The sequence below is a fragment of the Pseudomonas sp. 37 R 15 genome (assembly GCF_900004865.1).
GTDB lineage: Bacteria > Pseudomonadota > Gammaproteobacteria > Pseudomonadales > Pseudomonadaceae > Aquipseudomonas > Aquipseudomonas fluorescens_AM.
Genome location: NZ_CVTV01000048.1, coordinates 183,024 through 205,681, shown reverse-complemented (window position 1 = coordinate 205,681; position 22,658 = coordinate 183,024). Strand labels below are relative to the sequence as shown.

Here is a 22,658-nt window from a genome sequence, read left to right as displayed (position 1 = left end):
GCGCCGAGTCGCTTGGGCGCGTTAGGATGGCGCCCATTGCACGGCTTATGACGAGGAAGAATATGACGGACGTTACGAAGGCGACGCCGAAGAACATCGAAATTGTCCAGCGCGACTCTGCCTACAAGGGCTTCTATCAGCTTGATCGCGTGCAACTGCGCCACGAGAAGTTCGACGGCGGCATGAGCCGCGTGATCAATCGTGAAGTCTTTGTGCGCCATGATGCGGTGTGCGTACTGCCCTACGATCCGCAGCGCGATGAAGTGGTGCTGATCGAGCAGTTCCGCGTCGGCGCCATGGGCCGAACCGACAACCCGTGGCTGGTGGAAATGGTCGCCGGCCTGATCGACAAGGACGAGCAACCCGAGGAGGTTGCACACCGCGAAGCCGAGGAGGAAGCTGGGCTGACATTCTCCGCACTGTGGCCGATCACCAAATATTTCCCGTCGCCTGGCGGCAGTACCGAATTCGTCCACCTGTACCTGGGCCGTTGCGACAGCTCACAGGCCGGTGGTATCCATGGATTGGAAGAAGAGGCCGAAGATATCCGCGTGACCACCTGGGCATTCGAAGATGCCTTTCAGGCTGTGCGCGACGGCAGGATTTCCAATGCAGCCAGCATCATCGCCCTGCAATGGCTTGCGCTTAATCGCGCGGAAGTGAGGGGGCTATGGCAGTAAAGGCACGGGAACGTTACCGGGTTGACCTGATCGGGCTGCAAGCCGCGTGCGAGGCCAACTATGCGCGGCTGATGCGCCTGCTCCCCGACATGCGCCACACGCCCGAGGCGCGGCGCATTGCCGTGACCCACGGCGACCAGATGCTGGGCGTGCTGACCCTGGAAGTCATCGTCAATTGCCCGTACACCACCACCCTGCGCGTGCGCCAGGAGCACAGCCTGCCCTGGCTGCCGGTGCCGCAGCTGGAAGTGCAGGTGTACCACGATGCACGCATGGCCGAAGTGATCAGCGCCGAACACGCGCGACGCTTTCGCAGCATCTATCCTTACCCGAATGTGTTCATGCACCAGCCCGATGAGAAAGCACAGCTCAATGTGTTCCTCGGCGAATGGTTGAGCCACTGCCTGGCCCTTGGCCATGAGTTCGAAGTCGTGCGCTAGATGTGAACTGCGTTTGTTTCCCTGGGTTTCCTCTTTGTGTCCTGCCCCAGCATAATCGCCTCACCTGTGTATTCCTGTGACCGCTAGGGAGAGCGCCTTGCCGAGCGTATCCGCCATGAACCCCGACGCTGCGCTGTTGGTGCAACTGTCCGACAGCCATTTGTTTGCCGAGGCAGACGTCACGTTGCTGGGCATGAATACCCGTGACAGCCTGCAGCGGGTGATTGATCTTGTGCGCGAACAGCAGCCGTCTGTCGATCTGGTGCTGGCCACGGGGGATCTGTCCCAGGACGGCACACTGGCGTCATACCGGCAATTTCGCGACATGACTGCGCCTATAGGCGCTCCCGCGCGCTGGCTTCCCGGCAACCACGATGAGCCGCAGATCATGGCGAGCGCTGCCGTGCACAGCGACCTGCTGGAGCCGGTGGTTGACGTGGGCAACTGGCGCATCACCCTGCTGGACTCCGCCGTACCCGGTTCCGTGCCCGGCTATTTGCAGGACCAGCAGCTGCAACTGCTGGTCCAGGCCTTGAGTGAAGCACCGAACCGGCATCATCTGGTGTGCCTGCATCATCACCCGGTGTCGATCGGCTGCGCCTGGATGGAGCCTATCGGCCTGCGCAATCCGGACGCGCTGTTTGCCGTGCTTGACCGGTTCCCCCAAGTGAAAGCCGTTTTGTGGGGGCATGTGCACCAGGAAATCGACAGCGAGCGCAACGGCGTGCGCCTGCTGGCGTCGCCGTCCACCTGCATCCAGTTCGCGCCGGGCAGTGAGGACTTCCAGGTCAGCGACCAGGCCCCAGGCTATCGCTGGCTGCGCTTGCATGCCGACGGGCGGTTGGAGACCGGGGTGGAGCGGGTCAAGGATTTCGCCTTTACCGTCGACTACGGCAGCAACGGCTATTAATAGCTGTAAACACTGAGCAAAAATGTGGGAGGGGGCTTGCCCCCGATTGCGGTGTGTCAGCTGCCACATGTGCTGACTGACACTCAGCCATCGGCGGCAAGCCCCCTCCCACATGGGTTCTCACACAGGCCCCCGATCCCTGTAAACTGCGCCTCTTTGGCCTGAGTCACGGAGAGCCCGGCATGTCTGCTTCGATCCTTTATATCCACGGTTTCAACAGTGCGCCGGCCTCCAACAAGGCCAGCCAGTTGATCACCGTGATGGGCAAGCTTGGCCTGTCCGAGCAGTTACGTGTTCCGGCGCTGCATCACCATCCGCGTCAGGCGATTCCTCAATTGGAGGAGGCCATCGCAGAACTGGGCAGGCCGCTGCTGGTCGGCAGTTCATTGGGCGGCTACTATGCAACCCATCTTGCCGAACGCCATGGCCTCAAGGCGCTGCTGGTCAACCCGGCGGTCAGCCCCCATCGGATGTTTGACGGCTACCTGGGGACCCAGAAGAACCTCTACACCGATGAAAGCTGGGAGTTGACCCTCGACCACGTCACGGCGTTGGCCGAGCTGGAAGTACCGGCCCCTCAGGACGCCGCGCGTTATCAGGTGTGGTTGCAGACCGGGGACGAAACCCTGGATTATCGCCTGGCCCAGCAGTATTACCGTGCCTGTGCCTTGCGCATCCAGGCCGGTGGCGACCACGGTTACCAAGGGTTCGCCCAGCAATTGCCGGCACTGCTGTGCTTTGCCGGCATTGGCGCTGATCAGTATCAATCCTTCGATTTTTCGTCACTGTAAAAATCGCAGGTCACTTTTTAATCGAACGACTCACGACGAGACCCCATGGCCACTCCCAGCGCTAGCTCTTATAACGCCGACGCCATCGAAGTCCTCTCGGGCCTCGACCCGGTGCGCAAACGCCCCGGCATGTACACCGACACCAGTCGGCCGAACCACCTTGCCCAGGAAGTCATCGACAACAGCGTCGACGAAGCCTTGGCCGGGCACGCCAAGTCGGTGCAGGTCATTCTCCACGCCGACCACTCCCTGGAAGTGTCCGACGACGGTCGCGGCATGCCGGTGGACATTCACCCCGAAGAGGGTGTGTCGGGCGTCGAGCTGATCCTCACCAAACTGCACGCCGGCGGCAAGTTCTCCAACAAGAACTACCAGTTCTCCGGCGGTTTGCACGGCGTGGGTATTTCCGTGGTCAATGCCTTGTCCACGCAGGTCAGGGTCAAGGTCAAGCGCGACGGCAACGAATATCAGATGACCTTCGCCGATGGCTACAAAGCCACCGACCTCGAAGTAATCGGCAGCGTCGGCAAGCGCAATACCGGTACCAGCGTGTACTTCGCGCCGGACCCGAAATACTTCGATTCGCCGAAATTCTCCATCAGCCGTCTCAAACATGTGCTCAAGGCCAAGGCCGTGCTGTGCCCGGGCCTGTTGGTGAGCTTTGAAGACAAAGGCACTGGCGAAAAGGTCGAGTGGCACTACGAAGACGGCCTGCGCTCTTACCTGGAAGATTCGGTCAGCGACTTCGAGCGCCTGCCCAACGCGCCGTTCTGCGGCAGCCTGGCCGGTAACAAGGAAGCCGTCGACTGGGCGCTGTTGTGGTTGCCCGAGGGCGGCGACAGCGTGCAGGAAAGCTACGTCAACCTGATTCCCACCGCCCAGGGCGGCACCCACGTCAACGGCTTGCGCCAGGGCTTGCTGGACGCCATGCGCGAATTCTGCGAATACCGCAGCCTGCTGCCGCGCGGCGTGAAGCTGGCGCCGGAAGACGTGTGGGAGCGCATCGCGTTCGTGCTGTCGATGAAAATGCAGGAGCCGCAGTTCTCCGGTCAGACCAAGGAGCGCCTGTCCTCCCGCGAAGCAGCGGCGTTTGTTTCCGGTGTGGTCAAGGACGCTTTCAGCCTGTGGCTCAACGAGCACCCGGAGTTGGGCCTGGCCCTGGCGGAGCTGGCGATCAACAACGCCGGTCGTCGCCTCAAGGCCAGCAAGAAGGTCGAGCGCAAACGCATCACCCAGGGCCCGGCATTGCCCGGCAAGCTGGCCGACTGCGCCGGGCAGGACCCGATGCGCTCCGAGCTGTTCCTGGTGGAAGGGGATTCCGCTGGCGGCTCCGCCAAGCAAGCGCGGGACAAGGAGTTCCAGGCGATCCTGCCGTTGCGCGGCAAGATCCTCAACACCTGGGAAGTCGATGGCAGCGAAGTCCTCGCGAGCCAGGAAGTACATAACATCGCCGTGGCCATTGGGGTCGACCCTGGCGCGGCGGACATGAGCCAGTTGCGCTACGGCAAGATCTGCATCCTGGCCGACGCCGACTCCGATGGTCTGCACATTGCCACCTTGCTGTGCGCGTTGTTCGTGCAGCACTTCCGCCCGCTGGTGGATGCCGGTCACGTCTACGTCGCCATGCCGCCGCTGTACCGCATCGACCTGGGCAAGGAGATTTTCTACGCCCTGGACGAAGCCGAACGCGATGGCATCCTCGACCGCCTGGTGGCCGAGAAGAAGCGCGGCAAGCCGCAGGTCACGCGATTCAAGGGCCTGGGTGAAATGAACCCGCCGCAATTGCGCGAAACCACCATGGACCCGAACACCCGGCGTCTGGTGCAGTTGACCCTGGAAGACTTCGCCGGTACCTCGGAAATGATGGACATGCTGCTGGCGAAAAAGCGTGCGCCGGATCGCAAAGCCTGGCTCGAATCCAAGGGCAACCTGGCCGAGGTGCTGGGCTGATGCGCACAGGCGTCGCCCTGGCGATCCTGATGGTGTGCGGGTTGGCGACCACCGATGTGGCTGCCGCGCCCGTGGCTGAGCTCAAGCGGGTGTCGGAACATCCGGTAGACGGCATGCGCGGCGGCAACCTGTCGGGCCTGGCGCTGTGCGGCAAGGACCTGTGGACGGTATCGGACCGTGATGATGAGCAGATTTATCGTCTGGACACCCGCGAGCCGACCTGGAACGCCGAGGTATTGAAGATCGATGTCCCCCCCGTGCCCGAATCCGGCCTGCCGTGGGGGCTGCGCTCGCGCACCACGGCGGCTTCGTTCATTCGCGGTGGGGACCTGGATTTCGAAGGGATCAGCTGTGATGCCGCAGGCAACCGTTACATCGTCAGCGAAGCCCATGCGGCGGTGTTGCAGGTACCGGCAGCCGGTGCGCCCGAGTGGTTGAAAATCGCCCCGGGCATGGTGCGCGAGGCGCGGGCCAGCGGCATGTTGCTGCACTTCAATGCGTTGTTCGAGGGCCTGACGGTGAACCCGCAAGGCAATCAGATCTGGCTGGCCGCCGAGCGTGAGCGCCGTGGCCTGATCTCGATCAAGCGCGGGCAGAGCGTGTGGGATTGCGAGGGCGCTTGCGTATTGTTGAGCGAGGCCGGGCTGGAAGTGCAGCCGGCGCAGTTCACCAACGCCAAAGCCGTGTCCAAGGATTTTGCCGACCTGGCGCTGTTCGACGGCAAGCTGTTTACCCTGGAGCGCAATGCGTTCCAGATTTGCCGACGCGATACGGTGACGGCCAAGGTTGAGCTGTGCTGGTCGTTTGCCGACGACACGCTGACGCCCGAACGGCGTTACCCCCAGCCCTATGGCCTGGCCGAAGCCCTGGTGGTGGACGCCGACGGCGCCTGGATTGGCATCGACAATAATTTTGGCGCACGTGCCGACGGTGAAAAGCGCCCGGTGGTCTATCGTTTCGCCGCGCCGGCCGGTGGCTGGAGTGCCCAGCCATGAGCCGCGACTTTTTTGAATTGAATCAGCGCAGCGGCAGTTCCGCTGCGCCTTACCCAATGATGAGGCCCGCATGAGTGACATCCTCGCAGACAGCTTAGATGGCGTAGAACGCCGATCGCTGGCTGACTTCACCGAAAATGCCTACCTCAACTACTCCATGTACGTGATCATGGACCGTGCCCTGCCGCATATCGGCGACGGCCTGAAGCCAGTACAACGGCGCATTATCTACGCCATGAGTGAGTTGGGCCTGGACGCCGACTCCAAGCACAAGAAGTCGGCGCGTACCGTCGGTGACGTGCTCGGCAAGTTCCACCCCCACGGCGATTCGGCGTGCTATGAAGCCATGGTGCTGATGGCCCAGCCGTTCAGCTACCGTTACACCCTGGTCGACGGCCAGGGTAACTGGGGTGCGCCGGATGATCCCAAGTCCTTCGCCGCCATGCGTTACACCGAGGCGCGTCTGTCGCGCTACTCCGAAGTTCTGCTCAGCGAGCTGGGCCAGGGCACCGCGAACTGGGGGCCCAACTTTGACGGCACCCTCGACGAACCCCTGGTATTGCCGGCACGTTTGCCGAACATCCTGCTCAATGGCACCACTGGCATTGCGGTCGGCATGGCCACCGACGTGCCGCCGCACAACCTGCGCGAAGTCGCCTCCGCCTGCGTTCGTCTGCTGGATGAGCCCAAAGCCACGGTCGAGCAGCTGTGTGAGCATATCCAGGGCCCGGACTACCCGACCGAAGCGGAAATCATCACGCCGCGCGCCGACCTGCTGAAAATGTACCAAACCGGCAAGGGCTCGGTGCGTATGCGCGCGGTGTATCACGTCGAAGACGGCGACATTATCGTGACCGCGTTGCCGCATCAGGTGTCCGGCGCCAAAGTGCTGGAGCAGATCGCCGCGTTGATGCAGGCCAAGCCGTCGAAACTGCCGCAGGTCGCCGACTTGCGCGATGAGTCCGACCACGAGAACCCGTGCCGCATCGTAATCATCCCGACCAACAGCCGGGTGGATCATGAAGTGCTGATGCAGCATCTGTTTGCCAGCACCGACCTGGAGTCCAGCTACCGGGTCAACGTCAACATCATCGGCCTGGACGGCAAGCCGCAGCTCAAGAACCTGCGCAATCTGCTGGTGGAATGGCTGGAGTTCCGCGTGCAGACCGTGCGCCGCCGCCTGCAATTCCGCCTGGATAAGGTCGAGCGCCGCCTGCACCTGTTGGACGGCTTGTTGATCGCTTACCTCAACCTGGATGAAGTGATCCATATCATCCGCACCGCCGAGCACCCGAAGGCCGAGTTGATCGCGCGTTTCGAACTGAGCGAAATCCAGGCTGACTACATCCTCGACACCCGCTTGCGCCAGTTGGCGCGACTGGAAGAAATGAAGCTGCGCGACGAGCAGGACGCATTGCTCAAGGAACAAGCCAAGCTGCAAGCGCTGCTGGGCAGTGAAGCCAAGCTCAAGAAGCTGGTGCGCAGCGAACTGATCAAGGACGCCGAAACCTACGGCGATGACCGCAGGTCGCCAATTGTCGAGCGTGCTGAAGCGAAAGCTCTGACAGAAACCGAGCTGTTGCCCAACGAGAAAATTACCGTCGTTCTGTCGGAAAAGGGTTGGGTTCGCTCCGCCAAAGGGCATGATATTGACGCCACCGGTCTTTCGTACAAGGCCGGTGATGGCTTCAAGACTGCGGCGGCTGGGCGCTCCAACCAATTTGCAGTGTTTATTGATTCTACGGGGCGCAGTTATTCGGTGCCGGCCCACACGCTGCCTTCCGCACGAGGGCAGGGCGAGCCGCTGACCGGGCGCCTCACGCCGCCACCGGGGGCGAATTTCGAGTGCGTGCTGCTGCCGGACGATGATTCGTTGTATGTCATCGCTTCCGACGCCGGTTACGGATTCGTGGTCAAGGGTGAAGACCTGCAGGCCAAGAACAAAGCGGGCAAGGCGCTGCTGAGCCTGCCGAACAATGCCAAGGTGATCCTGCCGCGCCCGGTGGAGGATCGTGAGCACAACTGGCTGGCCTCGGTGACCACCGAAGGGCGTTTGCTGGTGTTCAAGATCAGCGACCTGCCGCAGCTGGGCAAGGGCAAGGGCAACAAGATCATTGGTATCCCGGGAGAGCGGGTGGCCAGTCGCGAAGAGTACGTGACCGACATCGCCGTCATCCCCGAAGGCGCTACGCTGGTGCTTCAAGCCGGCAAGCGCACGCTGTCGCTGCGCCCTGACGACCTTGAGCACTACAAGGGCGAACGCGGTCGACGCGGCAACAAACTGCCTCGGGGCTTCCAGCGAGTGGATGCTTTGTTGGTGGAAACGCCTGCTTAAGGCGAACTAGAGGCCTCGATCTACGATTTAACGCGTAGATCGACGCTTTGGCGCTGGAGTCATGGCGCATATTCACGGATGATATGGCCTTTCCAGCGCCGGCGTGGCCGAGCGTGTTTAGGTTATTTTTAGTATTACATTGTGGTTCGCCTTGTGGCAGCCACCTGGATGGGATGATGACTGCTCCACGCCTTCCTTTATTTTTGATGCTCGCTGGCCTGTTGGGGCTGGCGGGTTGCAGCACGCACCAGCCGGTGTCGCTGTACCAGCTGGACAGCGGAAGTCCGGCTCAGCCGGCACAAACCGCCGGCATGGCGGTCCTGCTGGGTCCGGTTATCGTTGCTGATTACCTGCAACGCGAAACCCTGCTCCAACGTCAGAACGACGGAAGCCTGCAAGGTTCCACGGATGGTCGTTGGGCGGGCAGCCTTTCTTCCGATATCAATCAATTGATGTTGCGTCAGGTGGCCGGTCAGTTGGACAGCCAGCGCGTGGTCCTGGCGCCAGGCCCATCCGGGTTCTCCCCGGATGTGCAGGTGTTGCTGACTATCACGCGGCTTGACTCCGGGAAGTCGCAACCGGCGATCCTGGATGCACAGTGGCGCTTGATCGACCGTCGCGGGCAAGTACGGGACAACCGTATCGTGCACCTGCAGGAAGAACATGCCGGCACCACGGCGTCCCAGGTCCAGGCCCAGGGCGTACTGTTGCAGCACTTGGCGCAGCAGTTGTCGGTGGCGCTCAAGCCGCTGGCCAACCAGCCGCCGATTGCCGAGGCACCGCGCAAGCAGGCGCCGGCGCAGGCCAAGCCCGCAACGCCGGAAAAGCCGAAGATGCCGATGGCAACCCCGATTCGTACGGATCTGGAAGTGTTCAGGTTTTGATCTGAATGCCAGACAAACAAAAGGCCCGCTGAGTAAGCGGGCCTTTTGTTTGCGCTGCAATTTAAGCTGCACCCCACATCAAATGTGGGAGGGGGCTTGCCCCCGATGACGGTGGGTCAGTTAATGCATCTCTGACTGGACTACCGCTATCGGGGGCAAGCCCCCTCCCACATTGGGTTTAGCGGTGTTCTTCAATTCTTGTTGCGGGTCTCATGCATGCGCGCAAGTTGGCGCTCCAGCATCGACGGATACGGCTCCATCAGGCGCTCCACACAGCTGGCGCCCTCAGGGCTGGCAATCGGGCGGATGCGTGCGCGCTGGCGGATGAGCGTGTCTTCACTGATCTTGCGCTCCACCAGCAGCAGGTTGCGGCTGTGCTGCGACAAGGCCAGGGCGTCCTGGGCAATCTCGGTCAGCAAGAGGTCGATCTGGCTGATGCCGAACAGGCCATCGCCCACCGTCAGGCCCAACTGCAATTGCAACGTAATGCCGCTGTCCGCCACTTCGATCTGCAAGGCATGGCCCAGGGCGCGCAGCAACTCGCCGCAGCAGATGGCGTTGGTCAGGTAGTCTTCGCCGCTGTCTTCGCTGTGGAACAGCATCAACGTGCTGCCATCGTTCAGGGTGTGCAGTTCGCTCTGGTAGAGCGAGGCGGCTTGGTCGAGACAGTCGCGGTAGCGTTCCAGCAATTCCGTCAAGCGGGCGCGGGGCAGGCGGCGCAGTTGGTCCTGGGCGCCCAGCTGCACGGCGAGTACGGCGCTGTACTGGGGCTCGGTGCTGTTGGCCGCAAGCGGTTTCGGCGCTACTGCGGGCGCGGTATCGGCGGTATCGCGCAGGTCGGCGAACGGGTCTTCGTCGTCCAGCTCGTCTTCTTCGGCCTTGACTACATGTCGCGGCGCAGGCTTCAAACCCGCCACCGGAGCGCTTTCGTCGAAGCCTGGGTCACGCAGGTCACGCACTTCAAACTCAGGCTCATCGTTGTAGTCGGCGTCGTCGTACTCAGGCTCAGGTTCAACCTCAGGTACAGTCGGCTCCGGGGCGAAGCTGGCATGCAGCTGGCGCGCGAGGTCGCCGATTTCGTCCTGGCGGTCGGTGGCCGGGGTATGTTCGTCGATATCGCGCAGCCAGATGCGCAGTTGCATCAACGGCGTGGAGATATGCCGCCCCAGGCGCAGGCTCAAGGCCAGGGCCAGGGCCAACAGGATCGCGCTCAGGATGCCCATGCTCTGCAGGCTGATGGTCATCGGTTGCTGGAACTGTTGCATGTCCAGGCTGATGCGCAACTGGCCGGCTTTCACATCCTGAAAAGTGATATTGCTCTGGTACAGGCCCTCGGCTTCGCCCAGCAGGCCGTTTTTCGGGCGCTGCCCGGCTTCGGCCATGATCCGGTTGTCCACGCTATAGATAGCGGCGTGGGCCACCAACGGGTTCTTGGTCAGGTTGTTGAGCAGCACGTTGAGGCTGAGAATGTCGTTGGACACCAGCAACTCAGTCGCCGAGGTGGCAGTCTGGGTGGTCAGGCTCTCGCCCAGGGCGTCGGCTTGCTCATGCATGGCCTGCTTGAATTGCAAACCCATCACGCAGGCGTAGATCACCAGGGCCAGAGCGACCAGGATCACGTTATGGCTGGCGATGCGTAATGCGATCGGTACACGGCGGTGGCGCAGTGCCCGGAAGATCAGCAGGAAGAAGTTATCGGTTTTTACTGGCGTGGGCCGGTTCACTTGCGCTCGGCTCTTGGTCCGTGAAGTTGACGCGCAGTATAGCGACAGGCCCATGACCGGCAAAGCGCTGGCTGTGCCCGATGGTCACTGAAAGTGGGTAGAATGCGGTTTTTTTCCAGCCTGGGGGTGCGCTTTGCGCGAAATTGTCCTGATCAACATCACAGGTCTTGACCGACCGGGTCTCACCGCTGCCATTACCGGTGTTCTGGCCCAGGGTGGTGTGAACATTCTCGACATCGGCCAGGCGGTGATCCACGACACCCTGTCGTTCGGCATCCTGGTGGAAATTCCCAGCACCGAACAGGCATCCTCGGTGCTCAAAGACATCCTGTTTACGGCCTACAAACTCGATCAGCAGGTGCGCTTCACGCCGGTGTCCGAAGCCGATTACCAGCATTGGGTCGAAGGCCAGGGCAAAAAACGCCATATCGTGACGTTGCTCACCCGCAAGGTCACGGCCGAACAATTGCAGCGCGTCAGCTCGATCACGGCGCATTACGGTTTGAACATCGACCATATCGACCGCCTGTCGGGGCGTATGCCGCTGGACACGCCGGCGGACAAGGGCAAGGGCTGCATCGAGTTTTCGGTGCGCGGGGAGCCGGCCGATGCGCAAGCGCTGCGCGCCGAATTCCTGAGCGTGGCCCAGGAGCTGAATGTCGACATCGCCTTCCAGGAGGATTCGCTGTTCCGGCGCAACCGTCGTTTGGCGGTGTTCGACATGGACTCGACCCTGATCGAAGCCGAAGTCATCGACGAACTCGCCAAAGCGGCGGGTGTGGGCGAGCAGGTCAGCGAGATTACCGAGCGGGCGATGGCCGGCGAACTGGATTTTCGCGCCAGTTTCAAGGAACGCCTGGCGCTGCTCAAGGGCCTGGACGTGAGCGTGCTCGACTCCATCGGCGCTTCCCTGCGCCTGACCGAAGGCGCCGAAACCCTGTTCGCCGAACTCAAGCGCCTGGGCTACAAAACGGCCATCTTGTCCGGCGGCTTCACCTATTTTGCCAAGCAACTGCAGGCCAAGCTGGGCATTGACTACGTGTTTGCCAACGAGCTGGAAGTGGTGGATGGCAAAGTGACCGGCGTGGCGGTGGAGCCAATTGTCGACGCACAACGCAAGGCGGACCTGCTCAAGGAACTGGCGCATAAAGAAGGCTTGCGCCTGGAACAGACCATTGCGGTCGGCGACGGCGCGAACGACTTGCCGATGCTGGCGATTGCCGGGCTGGGTGTGGCATTCCGCGCCAAGCCGTTGGTCAAGCAATCGGCCAAGCAGGCGATTTCGACCTTGGGGTTGGATGGGGTGCTGTATCTGCTGGGCTTGCGCGACCGTGACGGCCAGCTCTAGCTGAAGAAATACGGGCAAAAATGTGGGAGGGGGCTTGCTCCCGATGGCGGTGGGTCAGTCAATACAGCTCTGACTGGACTACTGCTATCGGGGGCAAGCCCCCTCCCACATTTGGTTCAGCGTCAGGCCTTGGGTGTTGCGATGCCCTGGCCCATCTGTACGGGTGAGCCCGCCAGCAACGCTTCGGTCCATTTCACCTGATCCGGCCCGAACAGCACGATAGCGGTCGAACCCAGCTTGAAGCGACCCAGTTCAGCGCCTTTTTCCAGATGGATCGGCGCACGGGCAGCTTCGTCGTAACGGAAGGTTTTCAGTTCACGCTTGGGCGGCGTTACCAGCCCGGCCCACACTGTCTCAATCGATGCCACGATCATCGCGCCCACCAACACCACGGCCATCGGGCCGCGTTCGGTGTCGAACAGGCAGACAACCCGCTCGTTACGCGCAAACAGTTCCGGTACGTTCTCGGCGGTGGTCTGGTTCACCGAGAAAATCCGCCCTGGCACATAGACCATCTCGCGCAAGGTACCGGCCAGTGGCATGTGCACCCGGTGGTAGTCCTTGGGCGACAGATAGATGGTGGCGAAGTCGCCGCCCATGAACGGCGCAGCCAGCGCAGCGTCGCCGCCCAGCAATTCCAGCACGCTGAAGCTGTGGCCCTTGGCCTGGAATACACGGCCATGCTCGATCGGGCCGAGCTGGCTGACGGCACCGTCGGCCGGGCTCAGTACGGCGCCCGGCGTTTGATCCAGTGGGCGCGCGCCGTCTTTCAGTGCGCGGGTGAAGAAGGCATTGAAGTGCTCATAGGCGGTCAGGTCTTCAACCAGCGCCTGGGACATGTCCACCTGGTAACGCTTGGCGAACCAACGGGTGAAGGCATTCTTGAACCAGCGCACGCGGCACTCGGCAATGCAGCCGGCCAGGCGCGAGAGCAAGTGGTGTGGCAGCAAGTACTGGCTGAGGATAAACAACTGCTTTTTCATAACTGTCCTTAAACCTTAAATCTCAACGGGGGTGTCGGGGTGGTTGCCCCATTCGCCCCAGGAACCGGCATAACCTTTGACTCGTGGGTAACCGAGCGCCTTGGCCACCAGGTAGGTGAAGCCAGAGCGGTGGTGAGTCTGGCAGTGGGTGATGATTTCTTTATCGCGGGTCAGCCCGAGGTCTTCGAGGATTTGCGGCATGTCGCGGCGGATGCGCAGGCTGCGCGCTTTGTCCATCCCGGCGGTCCACTCGAAGTTCACGGCGCCGGGGATGTGCCCGGCTTTGGCCGCGAGGACTTTTTCGCCGGAGTACTCCAGCGGGCCGCGTGCGTCCCAGATACCCAGGTCGGCCGCGCCGAGCCGGCTTTGCAGGTATTCGCGGGTGGCGGTGGGGCCGTCGTGCAAGGTGAGGCTGACCGGACCGCCAGCGGGGGTGGGCACCTCGGTGGACACCGGGTGTTTCTCGTCCAGCCACGCCAGCAGGCCGCCGTCGAGGTAGTGGTATTTCTGATGGCCGATCACGTCGAGCATCCAGATAAAACGCCCGGCCCAACCGCCGCCTTCGTCGTCATACACCACATAGGTGGCATCGGGTGTGTGGCCCAGCTCGCCGAACAGCTTTTCCAGGTCAGCCTTGTGCGGCAGCAGGCCCGGTGCGGGCGGTTGGCCCAACTGGGTGCGCTTGGGGTCAACGAAATGCGCGCCGGGGATATGCCCTTCGGCGTAGAGGGCGGCACTGGTGAGGTCCACCAGAATCAGGTGTTCGGCATCAAGGCGACCTTGCAGGTCGCTGGATTCGATCACCAGCGGCAAGCCAGAGAAGTCAGGCATGTGAGGTCTCCTGGGCACAAATGTTGGCGATAAAGGAGGGCGATTGTAGCGCAAGCATCAGGCGCTGCGGTTGGTAAAGCTATGCAGGGCTTTCTCGACGCATTGCGCGGTTTTGCCAAAGGCTTGCACGGTGGTTTCCGAGAACGGCCCGCCACCCTGGTCAGCCACCATCAGCATGACTACGCGGCCATTACAGCTCAGCGAGCGCAACAGCAGGTGCTCGCCGGTAAACAGGCGGCGCAGGATCGGTGGCAGCAGGGCGGCGAACTGCGCATGGTTGTCAGGACCGAGACGCACCTGGGCGGACTTTTCCAGCAAGCGTTGCAGCAATGTACTGTTGACCACATCCAGGCTCAGGTTGGCAGCGTCCTTCGGCAAGCCATCGGCCTGATGCACGCGCAAGGTGCTCAAGGCGCGATCCGCCATGAACAGCAATACGCGCTGCATGCCGCTGGCGACCAGGGCTTCCTTGGCGCACGTGGTCAGGTGCATCGCATTGGCAAAGCGGCTCGGTTCGACCAGCAGCTCCGTGCAACGGTTGCGCCACAGTGCCAGTGCTTCGGCCGTGGGCGGCGGCGCGGGCAGCAGGCCACGATGGACCTTTTGCACGTGCCACGGCCAGATCAGCGACAGGGCCGGGTGCCAGAGATCAGGCATCAAAGTGCTGCGGGCGCTGGTGACCGCTTGCTGGTGAACCTGCTGCTGCACATCGCCCAGTGGCTCCTGCAGGTACAGCGCAGTGAGGTATTGCCAGCGCTCGGTGTGCGGGCAGGTCCAGGACTCCTGCGCCGACAGCGCCAGGCCGTTGGCCAACAGCACCGTGTTGGCCGGCTGATTCAGCCAGCGGCGCAGGTTGGGTTCGGCGTCGAGTAATTGCTGGTGGCGCAGCGGGTCGTCTTCGCGGGCGATACGCAATGCCTTGACCAGCAGACGCCGCTCGCCCAGCAGCAGGTTATAGCCCTGGGATACCCAGATCGGCAGGTGCCACGCCGCAGTCAGGCCAAGGCACAGGTCCAGCAGGCGCACGCCGAACACGTGCTGCTCGACCTGGCGCGCCGACTCACCCTTGTGGATCACCCGCAGCTCCCATTCCTCAAGCAGCTTGGGGTAGGCCACGGCCATCGGCCACAACGGTGACAGAAACAGCAGGCTGCCCCAATGGATGTCCTGCCACAGGCGCGCCAGGCGGCTGCCGAACAGGCCGTTGGCTTGCTGGGAAGCGTGCTGGCTGACCAGCAGCAGTTGACGCAGCGCGACGGGAATCTCACGGGCCGGCACCGACGGCAGGCGCACCAGCAGTTCTTCGGCGCGTTTAAGGCCGAGGCGATTGAGCGCCACTTCGAGGTTTTCCGCCGGTTCCGCCAGGCTGCCGTGGGTGTGGCTGTTGGCCTCGCGCATCACGCTGAGCACCAGGGCCGGGCTGTCTTGCATCAGCTCGGCGATGTCCCTCAATGAGCTGCGACTGTCGCGGATGGCTTTGCACACCCGCTCGTGGCTGGCCTGGGGAACGGGCAGCAGCACGTCGTCCAGGCACTTGATCCAGGCGGCGAGGGTGGCGGGTTTTGCAGTTGGGACTGTCGTTTCATTAGCCATGATTGGGGCGCGATCATCATATGTGTTCAACACACCCGTAACGGGCTGAATTGGCTTTTCGCCTTAACGGGCTATAGTCTGGCGCAGTTTTGCCGATAAGTAGAACAAGAGTTTTTCAGCTGCACCCACTATGTCCATGAACCCGACGGCGCAAGTACAGATCCCCTATGGCTAAAATTATCGGCATCATTGTCGTCATCGCAAGTGTGCTCGGTGGGTACGTCCTGTCCCACGGTAAGATTGCCGCGCTGATTCAGCCTTTCGAAGTGTTGATTATTGGCGGCGCCGCCTTTGGCGCTTTCTTGCAGGCCAACCCCGGCTACATGACCATGCACGTGATCAAGAAGTCGCTGGGCATGTTCAGTTCGCGCTTCTCCCACACGTTTTATCTGGAAGTGCTGGGGCTGGTCTACGAAATCCTCAACAAGAGCCGCCGCGAAGGCATGATGGCCATTGAAGGGGATATCGAAGACGCCGCCGCCAGCCCGATCTTCGCCAAGTACCCGGCCGTGCTCAAGGACGAGCGCATGACTGCCTATATCTGCGATTACCTGCGCATCATGTCCTCCGGCAACATGGCGCCCCATGAGCTCGAAGGCCTGTTCGACATGGAGCTGTTCAGCCTCAAGGAAGAACTGGAACATCCTTCCCACGCCGTGACCGGCATCGCCGACGGCATGCCTGGTTTCGGTATCGTCGCGGCGGTACTGGGTATCGTGGTGACCATGGCCTCCCTGGGTGAGGGCGATCAGGCGGCCATCGGCATGCACGTCGGTGCGGCGCTGGTGGGTACCTTCTTCGGTATTCTCGCGGCCTACGGTTTCTTCGGCCCGCTCGCCACCTCCCTGGCGCATGACGCCAAGGAAGAAATCAACCTCTACGAAGCGATCAAGGCGTGCCTGGTGGCGTCCGCGTCGGGCATGCCGCCGTCGTTGGCCGTGGAGTTCGGGCGCAAGGTGCTGTACCCGAAACATCGCCCAAGTTTCTCCGAGCTGGAACAAGCGGTTCGCGGTCGCTAAGCCATGGAAAACAACCAGCCGATCATCATCAAGCGCGTCAAGCGCTTCGCTGCGGGGCACCATGGTGGTGCCTGGAAAATCGCCTTTGCCGACTTCGCCACGGCAATGATGGCGTTCTTCCTGGTGCTGTGGCTGATGTCCACCGCCACCCCTGAACAGAAGATCGCCATTGCGGGTTACTTCAAGGACCCGATTGGTTTTTCGGAAAGTGGTACGCCCTTCGTGATCGACCTGGGCGGCTCGCCGCAACTGGCGCCGGAGCGCACCATCAATCCGGAAGTGCAGACTGAATCGCCCCAGGAAAAAATCCCGATCGAGCGCGATAGGGTCGAAAGCATGGCCGAACAGGTCGAGAAAGAGCGCCTGGAGCTGTTGCTGCAAGAGCTGCAGAACAAGGTCGAGGAAAACCCGCAACTGCTGAAATTCAAGGATCAGATTTCCTTCGAAATTACCCCGGAAGGCTTGCGTATCCAGATCACCGACGCCGCCAACCGGCCGATGTTCGATTCCGGCAGCGCGCGCTTGAAGCCGTACTTCGAAGATATCCTGCTGGCCATGGCCGACACCATCAAGGCGGTGCCGAACAAGATCAGCATCAGCGGCCATACCGATGCCAAGCCCTATGCGGGGCAGGGCGACTTCGGCAACTGGGAACTCTCGGCCAACCGCGCCAACGCCGCGCGCCGCGCGCTGGTGGCCGGCAGCTATCCGGACCCGCAAGTGGCGCGGGTGGTGGGCTTTGCGTCATCGCAGCTGTTTGATCCGAAAGATCCGTTCAACCCGATCAACCGGCGCATCGATATCGTCGTGCTGACCAAAAAAGCCCAGCGAGCGATTGAGGGCGATCAGCCGCCGCCACCGCCTGCACAGGGCGAGGGCGCCCCCGGTGAAGTGCCTGCGGACCCGAATGCGCTGCCGCCAGGTCAGGAGCCGCTGCCGGCCCATGAGCTGCGTCAAAAGCTGAACCTGTTTGATGACGGTGGGGTGAAGGATCCGACGGCGCCTGTGCCGGGGTCGTAAGCTCTAAATACCACAAGGCCGCGATTATCGCGGCCTTGTGGTATCTGCCCGTCTCGTTGTAGGAGCGAGCTTGCTCGCGAAAAACGTCAACGAAAACGCCGGTATCCAGGATGCCCGCGTTGCTCTTGGGGCCTTCGCGAGCAAGCCCGCTCCTACAGAGGTGGAGGCAACTTAGTAACTGCTCTCAGGCAAGCTCGCAATAATCGACCGATAGCTGTTCATCCGCTGTTGCTGCACGCGGCCATCCTCCAGCGCCTTGAGCAATGCACAGCCTGGCTCGCGGTCGTGTTTGCAGTCGCGGAAGCGGCAAGTGCCGATCAGGTCGTTGAATTCGATGAAGCCCGCTTCCACGTCGCTGCGGCTGACATGGCCGAGGCCGAATTCACGGATACCCGGGGAGTCGATCAACTCACCGCCACCTGGGAAGTGGAACAGCCGTGCGGTTGTGGTGGTGTGCGTGCCCTGGCCGGACAGCTCCGACAGCGGACCGACGCGGGTGTCGACTTCCGGCAGCAGGCTGTTGACCAGCGACGACTTGCCCACACCCGACTGGCCGACAAACACGCTGATACGCCCGTCCAACTGCTGTTGCAGTTGTTCCATGCCGTTGCCGTGATGGGCCGACACTTCCAGCACCGGGTAGCCCAGGGTGCGGTAGACCGCCAGCAATGCATTGAGCGCCGGAGCGTTCTGCTCGTCGATCAAGTCGAATTTGTTCAGCAGCAGCAGCGGGCGAATACCGGCATGCTCGGCGGCGACGAGGTAGCGGTCGATCAGGTTGGCGTGGGGCTCGGGCAGCGGCGCGAACACAATCACGATCATGTCGACGTTGGCCGCCACCGGTTTGAGCTGGCCACGGCTGTCGGGGCGGCGCAGTTCGGTGCTGCGTGGCAACTGGGCGACGATCACGCCAATGCCCTGGTTACCGGCGCGCCACACGACTTTGTCGCCGGTCACCAGCGCAGGCAGGTTGGCGCGCAGGTGGCAGCGGGACACAGAGCCGGCGAGTTCGCCTTCCAGCGCCTCGACTTCGACCTGCACGCCGAAGTGCGCGATCACCAGGCCCGTTTGTTCGGGCCCCAGGTCGCCGCCCTCGAGCGCTTCCACGGCGGAGGATTCACGTTTGGCGGCGCGCGCTGCGCGTTCACCTTGAATCTTTTCGATGCGCCAGTTTTGGCGACGATTGAGCTGGCGTTTGGCCATTGGTGTTCCGTGTCGATAATGCAAAAGTTGGGTAAAACGGTCGCGAGTCTAGCACGGCCCCGCCTGCTAAACTGCGCAGCTACGCCAAGGTGCCAAGAGAATCAAGCCATGCAAAACCCACAGAACCTGATTTGGATCGATCTGGAAATGACCGGTCTGAACCCCGACACCGACGTCATCATCGAGATGGCGACCATTGTCACCGACAGCAACCTCAACACCTTGGCCGAAGGTCCGGTGATCGCCATTCACCACAGCGATGCCGTGCTCGCCACCATGGATGAGTGGAATACCCGCACCCATGGCAACTCGGGCCTGACCCAGCGGGTACGCGACAGCCGCATCAGCATGGCCGAAGCCGAAGCCGAAACCATCGCCTTCCTGGAGAAATGGGTGCCCAGGGGCAAGTCGCCGATCTGTGGCAACAGCATCTGCCAGGACCGTCGCTTCCTTTATACGCACATGAAAGGGCTGGAAAGCTACTTCCACTATCGCAACCTGGATGTGTCCACGTTGAAGGAACTGGCTGCGCGCTGGGCACCGGAGGTCAAAGACAGCTTCCACAAAGGCAGCACCCACCTGGCGCTGGACGATATCCGCGAGTCGATCGCCGAGTTGCAGCATTACCGCAAGCACTTCATCAAGGCTTGAAATCGGCGCGACCGCTGGACATGTGGGAGTGGGCTTGCCCCCGATGGCCGTGTGTCAGGCCCGGATGCATGGACTGACACTCCCTTGTCGGGGGCAAGCCCTCTCCCACATTTGAATGGTTTTGCAAACCCAAGTGCGGGAGGGGAGGCGGGACGGCGATTATCCTTGCCCCCTTTTGGTGCCATCTGCAAATGATTAGACTGCCGGCCTCCCTGCAAGGATCGCCATCATGCTGCTGATGCTCTACCTCATCGCCATCACCGCCGAAGCCATGACTGGCGCCTTGTCCGCCGGTCGACGCGGCATGGACTGGTTCGGCGTGGTGTTGATTGCCTGCGTGACGGCGCTGGGTGGCGGGTCGGTGCGCGATGTGCTGTTGGGCCACTACCCACTGACTTGGGTCAAACACCCGGAATACCTGGTGCTGACCTCGGTGGCCGCGCTGGTGACCATCTTTATCGCACCGCTGATGCGCCGCCTGCGCTCGCTGTTTCTGGCGCTGGACGCTTTGGGCCTGGTGGCATTCACCCTGATCGGCTGCATGACCGCCCTGGAAATGGGGCATGGCATGCTGGTGGCGTCGGTCAGCGGCGTGATTACCGGCGTATTTGGCGGCATCCTGCGAGACATCTTCTGCAACGACATCCCGCTGATCTTCCGCCGTGAGCTGTACGCCAGCGTGTCGTTCCTGGCCGCCTGGTTCTACTTGCTGTGCCTGTATCTGCAATTGCCCAGCGAACAGGCGATTCTGCTGACCCTGTTCAGCGGCTTTCTACTGCGCCTGCTGGCGATCCGGTTTCACTGGGAAATGCCCAAGTTCGTCTACAACGACGATGTCCACTAGCGTGCGGCGTGTTGCTTGAGCGCCCACTCCACATGTTCGCGCACCAGTTCCGACGGGTAATCGCGCCGCGCCTTCAAGGCTTCCAGTACCGCAATGCTCGACGGCGCGTTGCCCAGGCCCACCGCCAAATTGCGCAGCCAGCGCTCGTAACCGGCGCGGCGCAAGGGTGAGCCTTCGGTGCTGCTGAGGAATTTATCCTCGTCCCACATAAACAATTGGGCAAGTTCCGCGTTATCCAGATTGTGCCGTGGCTTGAAATCGCTTTCGGCGGTGGGCCGGGCGAAACGATTCCACGGACAAACGATCTGACAGTCATCGCAGCCGAATACGCGGTTGCCGATCAGCGGGCGCAGGTCCTCGGGGATTGCGCTCTTGAGTTCGATGGTCAGGTAGGAAATGCAGCGCCGGGCATCCAGCACGTAGGGACCGACGAAGGCGTTGGTAGGGCAGATGTCCAGGCACGCGGTACAGCGGCCGCAATGTTCGGTGGCGTGGGGTGGGTCCACCGGCAATGGCAAATCGACAAACAGTTCGCTCAGGAAGAAATAGCTGCCGGCCTTGCGATTGAGTACCAGGGTGTTTTTGCCGATCCAGCCGAGGCCGGCCTGTTCGGCGATGGCTTTTTCCAGGACCGGTGCGCTGTCGACGAAAGCGCGAAAGCCGAACGGCCCGATCTGCGCCTGGATACGGTCGGCCAGTTGCTGCACGCGCTTGCGGATCAGCTTGTGATAATCGCGGCCCAGGGCGTAGCGCGAGATATAGGCTTTTTCCGGCTGGGCCAGCAGTTGCGCCATCTGGGTGTCGCCGGGCAGGTAGTCCATGCGCAGCGACACCACGCGCAAGGTGCCCGGCACCAGCTCCTCGGGGTGGGAGCGTTTGCTGCCGTGGGCGCCCATGTAGTCCATCTCGCCGTGGTAGCCCGCGTCGAGCCAGCGTTGCAGGTGCTGTTCATGCTCGGCCAGGTCGAGGCCGCTGATGCCGACTTGCTGGAAGCCCAGCTCGCGGCCCCAGTCTTTGATCGATTGGGCAAGGGCAGGCAGATCGGAGGTAATAGCGGGCATGAGACACGGGAAACCACAGGTTAGATGCGTATAATTCTGCCAGACATCGGAGCTTGAAGACGCATGCCTCAGACAAAACACGAAATAACCGACGTTCAGCTGTTGTTGCCGGGCCACTTGCCGCAACTGGCTGCGCGTTCGCTGGACGCTCATAAGGGCCAGTTCGGCCACCTGCTGGTGATCGGCGGCGACCGAGGCTTTGGCGGGGCAGCGTTGCTCAGTACCGAAAGTGCCTTGCGCAGTGGTGCGGGGATGGTGTCGCTGGCGACACGCGTTGAGCATGTTCCCGCCGCGCTGGCTCGTCTGCCCGAAGTGATGACAAAGGGTGTGAATTCGGCCAACCAGCTGATGGGCCTGCTGGAAAAGATCTCGGTCATTGTGATCGGGCCCGGTCTGGGTGACGCATCCTGGGGTAAAAGCCTGCTGTCCGTCGCCGCCAACGCGCCCCAGCCGCAAGTCTGGGACGCCGACGCCTTGAATCAACTGGCGACGGGCAGCGTCAGCCTGCCGGCCAACTGCGTGATTACCCCGCATCCAGGCGAAGCCGCACGGCTGTTGGGCATCTCGACAGCCGAGGTTCAGGCCGATCGCCTCAAGGTGGCGCGCGCGTTGAGCCAGACATTCAATGCGGTGACTATCCTCAAGGGCGCCGGCAGCTTGATTGCAAGTCCGGACGGTCGTGTTTCACGCTGTGACCAGGGCCATCCCGCCATGGCGACGGCGGGGCTGGGTGACGTATTGGCCGGCCTCGTCGGTGCATTGCTGGCCCAGGGCATGCACGGCTATGAGGCAAGCTGCCTGGCCGTGTGGTTGCACGCCACGGCAGGGGACCGCCAGGGCACGTTCGGTCGCGGCCTCGCCGCCAGTGACCTGATACCGGCCATTCGTCAATTGTTGGAGGAGCAGTCGCCGTGCCTGAAGTAATTCTTTTCCTGGCGGATGAAGAGGCCATGGTCGGCCTCGGCCAGCGCATTGCCCAGGTCACGGCCGGGGCAGGGCTGATCTTCCTCGAGGGCGACCTGGGAGCGGGCAAGACCACACTGTCCCGAGGCATCATTCGCGGTTTGGGGCATGCCGGTGCGGTAAAAAGTCCGACGTTCACACTGGTCGAACCCTATGAGATCGGTAACATTCGCGCCTTCCACTTCGACCTCTATCGCTTGGTGGACCCTGAAGAGCTGGAATTCATGGGCATCCGTGATTATTTCGACGAAGACGCGTTATGCCTGATCGAGTGGCCAAATAAAGGCACAGGCTTTTTGCCAAAGCCGGACATGACCATTACCATTACGCCGCATGAGCACGGACGTCAGTTGAAGTTGTTGCCCCAGAGCGCGCGCGGCCAGTCGTGGTGCGCCGCTTTGGCACTGGAATTCAAATAATTGGTGGGGTTAGG

At 62.0% G+C, this 22,658-nt stretch carries 21 protein-coding genes; 15 read left to right on the top strand and 6 right to left on the bottom strand.

Annotation, left to right across the window (positions count from 1 at the left end):
• Positions 1-62 precede the first annotated feature (62 nt).
• The 8 genes from BFQ04_RS15230 to BFQ04_RS15195 all read left to right on the top strand — a co-directional run bounded on the left by BFQ04_RS15230 (position 63) and on the right by BFQ04_RS15195 (position 8,985).
• The gene (locus BFQ04_RS15230; RefSeq protein WP_065951532.1) at positions 63-680 is read left to right on the top strand and encodes an NUDIX domain-containing protein; all 618 of its coding nucleotides are present in this window, start codon (positions 63-65) and stop codon (positions 678-680) included.
• On the top strand, positions 671-1,120 hold the full coding sequence (locus BFQ04_RS15225) for a DUF1249 domain-containing protein (RefSeq protein WP_003209507.1): 450 nt from the start codon (positions 671-673) through the stop codon (positions 1,118-1,120). The genes BFQ04_RS15230 and BFQ04_RS15225 overlap by 10 nt, the downstream gene beginning before the upstream one ends.
• A 97-nt stretch (positions 1,121-1,217) precedes the next feature.
• Positions 1,218-2,030: a 3',5'-cyclic-AMP phosphodiesterase gene (gene cpdA, locus BFQ04_RS15220; RefSeq protein ID WP_065951531.1), complete on the top strand. Its 813-nt coding sequence runs from the start codon at positions 1,218-1,220 to the stop codon at positions 2,028-2,030.
• Positions 2,031-2,212: 182 nt separating this feature from the next.
• Positions 2,213-2,821: a YqiA/YcfP family alpha/beta fold hydrolase gene (locus tag BFQ04_RS15215; protein WP_065951530.1), complete on the top strand. Its 609-nt coding sequence runs from the start codon at positions 2,213-2,215 to the stop codon at positions 2,819-2,821.
• A gap of 45 nt (positions 2,822-2,866) precedes the next feature.
• Positions 2,867-4,771 (top strand): DNA topoisomerase IV subunit B, encoded by a 1,905-nt coding sequence (gene parE / locus BFQ04_RS15210; RefSeq protein WP_065951529.1) that lies wholly within the window; start codon positions 2,867-2,869, stop codon positions 4,769-4,771.
• On the top strand, positions 4,771-5,766 hold the full coding sequence (locus tag BFQ04_RS15205) for an esterase-like activity of phytase family protein (protein ID WP_065951528.1): 996 nt from the start codon (positions 4,771-4,773) through the stop codon (positions 5,764-5,766). The genes parE and BFQ04_RS15205 overlap by 1 nt, the downstream gene beginning before the upstream one ends.
• A gap of 70 nt (positions 5,767-5,836) precedes the next feature.
• Positions 5,837-8,101 carry a DNA topoisomerase IV subunit A gene (parC, locus tag BFQ04_RS15200; protein WP_065951527.1) on the top strand — a complete coding sequence of 755 codons (2,265 nt, stop codon included), beginning with the start codon at positions 5,837-5,839 and terminating at the stop codon, positions 8,099-8,101.
• Positions 8,102-8,274: 173 nt separating this feature from the next.
• On the top strand, positions 8,275-8,985 hold the full coding sequence (locus BFQ04_RS15195) for a PqiC family protein (protein WP_065894482.1): 711 nt from the start codon (positions 8,275-8,277) through the stop codon (positions 8,983-8,985).
• Positions 8,986-9,176: 191 nt separating this feature from the next.
• On the opposite strand, the gene BFQ04_RS15190 is transcribed toward BFQ04_RS15195, so the two are convergent.
• The gene (locus BFQ04_RS15190; protein ID WP_065951526.1) at positions 9,177-10,709 is read right to left on the bottom strand and encodes an AhpA/YtjB family protein; all 1,533 of its coding nucleotides are present in this window, start codon (positions 10,707-10,709) and stop codon (positions 9,177-9,179) included.
• A 133-nt stretch (positions 10,710-10,842) separates the two neighbouring features.
• On the opposite strand from BFQ04_RS15190, the gene serB reads away from it, so the two are divergent.
• The gene (gene serB / locus BFQ04_RS15185; RefSeq protein ID WP_065951525.1) at positions 10,843-12,057 is read left to right on the top strand and encodes a phosphoserine phosphatase SerB; all 1,215 of its coding nucleotides are present in this window, start codon (positions 10,843-10,845) and stop codon (positions 12,055-12,057) included.
• Positions 12,058-12,179: 122 nt separating this feature from the next.
• Here the strand turns inward: serB and asd are convergent, their stop codons facing one another.
• Genes asd through BFQ04_RS15170 form a run of 3 tightly spaced genes read right to left on the bottom strand, consistent with a single transcriptional unit; the run spans position 12,180 to position 15,464 of the window.
• Positions 12,180-13,040 carry an archaetidylserine decarboxylase gene (asd, locus tag BFQ04_RS15180; RefSeq protein WP_065934815.1) on the bottom strand — a complete coding sequence of 287 codons (861 nt, stop codon included), beginning with the start codon at positions 13,038-13,040 and terminating at the stop codon, positions 12,180-12,182.
• A gap of 15 nt (positions 13,041-13,055) precedes the next feature.
• Complete coding sequence (locus BFQ04_RS15175; RefSeq protein ID WP_065951524.1) at positions 13,056-13,871, bottom strand: rhodanese-like domain-containing protein; 816 nt, start codon at positions 13,869-13,871, stop codon at positions 13,056-13,058.
• Positions 13,872-13,928: 57 nt separating this feature from the next.
• A complete protein-coding gene (locus BFQ04_RS15170) occupies positions 13,929-15,464 on the bottom strand; it encodes an HDOD domain-containing protein (protein ID WP_065951523.1) in 1,536 nt (511 codons plus the stop codon).
• 167 nt (positions 15,465-15,631) lie between these two features.
• Between BFQ04_RS15170 and motA the strand changes: the two genes are divergently transcribed.
• Both motA and motB read left to right on the top strand, forming a co-directional pair.
• Positions 15,632-16,483 (top strand): flagellar motor stator protein MotA, encoded by an 852-nt coding sequence (gene motA, locus BFQ04_RS15165; RefSeq protein ID WP_065951522.1) that lies wholly within the window; start codon positions 15,632-15,634, stop codon positions 16,481-16,483.
• Between the two features lie 3 nt (positions 16,484-16,486).
• Positions 16,487-17,503, top strand: coding sequence for a flagellar motor protein MotB (gene motB, locus BFQ04_RS15160; RefSeq protein ID WP_065951521.1), 1,017 nt, complete (start codon positions 16,487-16,489; stop codon positions 17,501-17,503).
• Positions 17,504-17,674: 171 nt separating this feature from the next.
• On the opposite strand, the gene rsgA is transcribed toward motB, so the two are convergent.
• The gene (rsgA, locus tag BFQ04_RS15155) at positions 17,675-18,706 is read right to left on the bottom strand and encodes a small ribosomal subunit biogenesis GTPase RsgA (protein WP_005784215.1); all 1,032 of its coding nucleotides are present in this window, start codon (positions 18,704-18,706) and stop codon (positions 17,675-17,677) included.
• A gap of 108 nt (positions 18,707-18,814) precedes the next feature.
• On the opposite strand from rsgA, the gene orn reads away from it, so the two are divergent.
• Both orn and BFQ04_RS15145 read left to right on the top strand, forming a co-directional pair.
• Positions 18,815-19,357 carry an oligoribonuclease gene (orn, locus tag BFQ04_RS15150; protein ID WP_065886529.1) on the top strand — a complete coding sequence of 181 codons (543 nt, stop codon included), beginning with the start codon at positions 18,815-18,817 and terminating at the stop codon, positions 19,355-19,357.
• A gap of 226 nt (positions 19,358-19,583) precedes the next feature.
• Positions 19,584-20,201, top strand: coding sequence for a trimeric intracellular cation channel family protein (locus BFQ04_RS15145; protein ID WP_170827587.1), 618 nt, complete (start codon positions 19,584-19,586; stop codon positions 20,199-20,201).
• Here the strand turns inward: BFQ04_RS15145 and queG are convergent.
• Positions 20,198-21,262, bottom strand: a complete 1,065-nt coding sequence (queG, locus tag BFQ04_RS15140; RefSeq protein ID WP_065951520.1) for a tRNA epoxyqueuosine(34) reductase QueG — start codon at positions 21,260-21,262, stop codon at positions 20,198-20,200. The two genes, BFQ04_RS15145 and queG, sit on opposite strands and share 4 nt — an antisense overlap.
• A 63-nt stretch (positions 21,263-21,325) precedes the next feature.
• Between queG and BFQ04_RS15135 the strand changes: the two genes are divergently transcribed.
• Together BFQ04_RS15135 and tsaE are read left to right on the top strand one after the other, a co-directional pair.
• Complete coding sequence (locus BFQ04_RS15135; protein WP_065951519.1) at positions 21,326-22,186, top strand: NAD(P)H-hydrate dehydratase; 861 nt, start codon at positions 21,326-21,328, stop codon at positions 22,184-22,186.
• Positions 22,174-22,644, top strand: coding sequence for a tRNA (adenosine(37)-N6)-threonylcarbamoyltransferase complex ATPase subunit type 1 TsaE (gene tsaE, locus BFQ04_RS15130; RefSeq protein WP_065951518.1), 471 nt, complete (start codon positions 22,174-22,176; stop codon positions 22,642-22,644). Before BFQ04_RS15135 ends, tsaE begins: the two co-directional genes overlap by 13 nt.
• The last annotated feature ends 14 nt before the right edge of the window (positions 22,645-22,658 follow it).